This window comes from Clostridium sp. (assembly GCF_029258205.1).
Lineage (GTDB): Bacteria > Bacillota > Clostridia > Clostridiales > Clostridiaceae > Sarcina.
The window spans coordinates 1-5,235 of the sequence record NZ_JARHZJ010000007.1 but is presented as its reverse complement, the minus strand read 5'-3'; the positions used below and the strand labels follow the sequence as shown (position 1 = coordinate 5,235).

The 5,235-nt window shown below is 27.3% G+C and carries 4 protein-coding genes, 1 tRNA gene and 1 rRNA gene; all 6 read right to left on the bottom strand.

Annotated features, from left to right (window positions below):
• The coding region (locus Q1J60_RS00935; RefSeq protein WP_423249097.1) for a rubredoxin-like domain-containing protein at positions 1-120 on the bottom strand (120 nt) is incomplete at its 3' end.
• A 550-nt stretch (positions 121-670) separates the two neighbouring features.
• Entirely contained in the window at positions 671-1,618 is a 948-nt protein-coding gene (locus tag Q1J60_RS00930) for an ROK family protein (RefSeq protein ID WP_300257263.1), read from the bottom strand.
• Positions 1,619-1,870: 252 nt separating this feature from the next.
• Complete coding sequence (locus tag Q1J60_RS00925; RefSeq protein ID WP_300257260.1) at positions 1,871-2,107, bottom strand: hypothetical protein; 237 nt, start codon at positions 2,105-2,107, stop codon at positions 1,871-1,873.
• 256 nt (positions 2,108-2,363) lie between these two features.
• A complete protein-coding gene (fusA, locus tag Q1J60_RS00920; RefSeq protein WP_300257257.1) occupies positions 2,364-4,454 on the bottom strand; it encodes an elongation factor G in 2,091 nt (696 codons plus the stop codon).
• Positions 4,455-5,007: 553 nt separating this feature from the next.
• A tRNA-Asn gene (locus Q1J60_RS00915) sits at positions 5,008-5,082 on the bottom strand.
• A 9-nt stretch (positions 5,083-5,091) separates the two neighbouring features.
• A 5S ribosomal RNA gene (gene rrf / locus Q1J60_RS00910) occupies positions 5,092-5,209 on the bottom strand.
• Positions 5,210-5,235 lie beyond the last annotated feature (26 nt).

Sequence of the window (5,235 nt, the reverse complement as noted above, 5' to 3'; positions counted from 1 at the left end):
TGCTAAGTCTCCACTTTGCTCTACGAATTTATCTGAACCTGCTCCACAGATTGGACATTTTTCTGGTGCTTTTTCTCCTTCATAAACATATCCACAAATTGTACAAACAAATTTTTTCATAATATTACTCCTCCTACAAACAAACATTTATCTAATTTCAATTTATATGATAATTTAAAGTCTTTATTTAAGTCATTTCTTGTTGATGTATTTCCTCATCAACCTTATGTTATTATTATATAATAATAATTATTATATATCAATAGTTATTTTTTATATTTTTATTAAGAATTTAAAATATTAATTATCTATAGTATTATATAGAGAGCATTTATTTTTAGTATACATTTATTTAAAAATATATAAAAAAGTATGTACCAAAATAATTTAATAAAACCTAAAAATATTATATTTTTAAGTTTTATTATTAATTTTAATACATACTCTTATTAATAATCACAATATGTGGTTATGACCTAACTTCATACTTAATTTACCATTTTAAATATAGTTTTATCATAAAATAAACTTTTTTTCTAGTATTTAATTGTTTAATTTTCTTAGTTTATAAATTTATAACATTTTACTATTTAAACATTATATTTGTCTAGCAAAATACATAAAAAATAAAGTTAGAAGTAAAAACTCCTAACCTATTTATATAAATTTATTATTTACACTCTAATAATGCTAAAGCTACTGCTCCAATAACTCCTGCATCAGTTCCTAATCCAGCAGGAACTATCTTGCAATGCTCAGACATAGCTTTAAAGCATCTTTCATTAACAACTTCTTGAACTGTTTCAAAAACAATTTCTCCAGCTTTTGAAACTCCTCCACCTATAACAACCATATCTGGGTCAAAAGTTGCTATTGCATTTGCAACACCAATTCCTAAGTAATTTAAAGCTTCATCTATTATTGATTTTGCAACTCTATCACCTTTAGTAGCTTCAACAAATACCTCATATGAAGTTACATTGTCGTAATCTTTTAAGCTTGTTTCTACATTTGTAGCAACAGCTTCTCTTCCTCTTTTGCCAATAGCTGTTCCTGATGATACAGCTTCTAAACATCCCATATTACCACAATTACATCTTACAGTTCCAGGTGCAACAGTCGCATGTCCAATTTCTAATGCATTTGAAGTACTACCTCTATATATTTTACCATTAAGGATTGCTCCTCCACCTACACCAGTACTTACAGTTATATAAATCATATTCTCAGTACCTTTTCCAGCACCTAACATAAATTCACCTATAGCAGCCACGTTGGCATCATTATCTAAGTAAACAGGAATACCAAACTTAGCTTTTAATGGTGAAACTAAGTTGAAGTTTTTAAAAGGTAAATTTGGAGTTGTTATTATTATACCAGTTCTAGCATCTAACGGTCCTGGTGATCCAATACCTATTGCTTCTACTTCATCAATAGTTGCTTTTCCTTCACATATTACAGTTTCAACACAGCCTATAATTCTATCTAAAACTGCTTGCTCTCCTTCATGAGCATTAGTTGAAGTTGTATGTTGAGCTTTAACATTTCCTTCTAGATCAGCAAGAGCACAACTAATTTTTGTTCCTCCTAGATCTATTCCAACAACATAATTCTTCATTTAAAAAATCCTCCCCCATGTTTCTTATGAATCAATTCAACTATAAGTGCTTCTTACAAGTTTCTCTTTAGAATTCACTTCGTTAAATTATTATATGACAACTTAAAATTATAGCTTATTAATAATTTTATTTAACACAAAGTACATTATAACATAAATGCACGTACCTTTACACAGTTAAAGTTATACCATTTTTAAATTATATACTTTTACAATTATTTATATAAAAAATACTATTATTACTTGGTTTTACTAACCTATTTTTTTAGCATTTATATAATAAATTCCTTTATTATTGTATCCTTGGTTCTTTATGTTGAAATTATTATCCTTAAGCATAGAGCAAATAATTCCTATATTATCATCATCTAAAGATTCCATATAAATCATAAATCTATCACATACATCAACAATATTTATATAATCAAAGATGTTACTATAATCACTTAAACTTATTTTACCCTTTATATCCATTCTATAATTGCACATGAATTACACCTCATTTAAGATATTATCTCTAAATATATAATTATATATTTAAATCTAAAAGATTTATATTCTATTATATATTTTTTATTCATTATTTTTATATCATCAATATAATCTTTTTAATTTCTTTAAAAAATTTTTTAATAATACCTTGAACATTATTAATTTAACCACATTTTTTTCCTTGTATACATAAAAAGTACCATCTTTTTTAAATTTTAAGATGATACTTCTTAAATTTCCTCTCTATAATTTTTTAAACTTCCTTAGCTTCCTTCATTTTCTTTGCATTTTCTATTATTTTATCTACATCTGCACTTGGAACTTCTTCATATTTTTCAAATATCATGCTAAAATTTCCTCTTCCTTGAGTCATTGAACGTAAATCAGTAGCATACTTAAACATTTCTGATAAAGGAATATCAGCTATAACTTTTTCATTATTACCCTCTGGTTCCATTCCAATTACTCTTCCTCTTTTCTTATTTATATCGCTAATTATATCTCCCATATATTCATCTGGAATTATTATTTGAACCTTCATAATAGGCTCTAATATAACAGGTTTTGCATTTTCCATACCCTTCTTATATGCTAAGGAAGCAGCTACCTTAAATGCCATTTCTGATGAATCTACGGGATGATATGATCCATCATATAATATAGCCTTAATTCCTATTACAGGATAATCTGCTAAAACACCTTTCTTTAAACACTCTCTTAAACCCTTTTCTACCGCCGGTATATAGTTTCTAGGTACAACCCCTCCAACAACTTTATCAACAAATTCTAAATCAAGCTTACCATCTCTTCTAGGTTCAAATTTAATTTTTACATCTCCATATTGTCCATGTCCCCCGGATTGTTTTTTATGCTTTCCTTGCACATCAGAACTACCTTTTATAGTTTCTCTATAAGGAATCTTAGGATATTTAAGAATTACATCAATTCCAAATTTACTCTTTAATTTACTAGCTAAAACCTCTATATGTGTCTCTCCAATACCAGAAACTAAAGTTTCTGCATTTTCTTGATCTCTAAAAACATTAAATGTTGGATCTTCATCTAGAAGCTTAGAAAGTCCCTGAGAAATTTTTTCTTCATCACCTTTACTTTTTGGTAATACTGCCATAGTCATAACTGCCTCTGGGAACTCAAATCCTTCATAAGTAAGATTAAATTCACTTTCACAAATAGTATCACCAGTTGAAGTATATTGAAGTTTTGTAACAGCCCCTATATCTCCTGCACCTATTTTACTTGTTTGTATTTGACTTTTACCTCTTAAAAAGCATAATGAACTAACTTTTTCTATCTTATTATTTTTTGAATTTATAATTATCTTATCAGTTGTTAGTTCTCCTGTTTGTACTTTAAATATTGAAAGCTTTCCTACAAAAGGATCAGCAATTGTTTTAAATACAAATGCAGAAAATGGCATATTCTTATTTGACTTAACTAATATTTCTTTATTATTAATATCAATAGCAACTTTAGCTTTACTTATATCTGGTGATGGAAAATATCCTTTAATTGAATCTAATAGACTTTTCATACCAACTATTGATAATGAACTTCCACACATAACTGGAGCTATATCTCCACTTTTAAATCCAATAGAAATTCCTTTGTAGATTTCATCAACTGTGAGTTTTCCTTCAGATAAATATTTATCAAGTAAATCCTCATCAGTTTCAGCTACAGCTTCCATTAAATAAGTTCTATACTTTTCAACCTTATCTTTGATGTTATTAGAAATTTCTACATTATTTATTTTTCCTGATTTTTTATCACACTCAAAAGCTTCTTCAGTTATAAGATTTACAACTCCATTAAATTCATTTTCTTTTCCTAATGGATATTGAGTAGGAATTACTCTATTTCCAAATATATTTCTTATATCTTCTAATACTTTATCAAAATTTGAATTTTCTCTATCTAATTTATTTATAAAAAAAGCTCTTGGTAATCTTTCTTTTTCACAGCATTCCCAGGCTTTTTCAGTTCCAACTTGCACTCCAGTAACTCCACATACAGTTATAATTGCAGAGTCAGAGGCCTTAACTCCTTCTATTTGCTCTCCAACAAAATCAAAATAACCTGGAGTATCTAATAAGTTAATCTTAATTCCACTATATTCAAAAGGAATAATAGATACAGATAATGATATCTTTCTTTTTTTCTCTTCTTGATCATAATCACTTATCGTATTTCCATCTTCACAGGTTCCTAATCTATCAGTAGTATTTGTATAATAAAGTAAAGCTTCTGATAATGCAGTTTTACCTGAATCACTATGTCCTATAATACCTATATTTCTTAAATTCTCAATCCTATACTCCTTCATAATCTTCTGCTACAGCATTGATATTGTTTACATATCAATATATAAGTAGCATTCACCACCTTTCTAGAAAAATTAGTATTAGTAATCTGTTTAAAATATACATACACTTTATATTTAATAGCTTTATTTATATAAAATTATGTCCTACTTTCTAGTTTTATCAAATCCAATTATGCAATAACTAAAAATTAAATTTAAACTCACTTTATACTCATTTGCTTTCTAAAAGTGTCTTTGAATATGTCTAATATTGATTTTTTATAATAAAACTTATATAACTAAATATATTCCTTTTAAATAAAAAATATTATATTTAATACTTTTATATATATAGATTAATAATTTTTCCTAAAAATTTCTTCATACTAAAAAATAAAATATCAACTATACTTAGTCTTAGTTTTTAACTTACTAATATTAATAAACTTTAATATTGATATTTTTCTTTAGAATTTAATAATTCAATATAAATTATTAAATTCATCTGATAAAAAAAAGAGTTATTAAAAAAGATATTTATATCTTTTTTAATAACTCTTTTTAAATAAAAAAATGGCTCCTCGGAGAGGACTCGAACCTCCAACCTATCGGTTAACAGCCGAGTGCTCCACCATTGAGCTACCGAGGAACATTTTGAACCTGGCGACCACCTACTCTCCCACACAGTCTCCCGTGCAGTACCATCGGCTTCTAAAGGCTTAACCGTCGTGTTCGGAATGGGAACGGGTGTTACCCTAAAGAACATCATCACCAGATGTTTAAAAGAACTTTGTTCTTTCAA

Coding starts and splice junctions, on each gene's coding strand:
- Q1J60_RS00930 (WP_300257263.1), bottom strand. CDS start 1,618: ATGAAGAATTATGTTGTTGGAATAGATCTAGGAGGAACAAAAATTAGT.
- Q1J60_RS00925 (WP_300257260.1), bottom strand. CDS start 2,107: ATGTGCAATTATAGAATGGATATAAAGGGTAAAATAAGTTTAAGTGAT.
- fusA (WP_300257257.1), bottom strand. CDS start 4,454: ATGAAGGAGTATAGGATTGAGAATTTAAGAAATATAGGTATTATAGGA.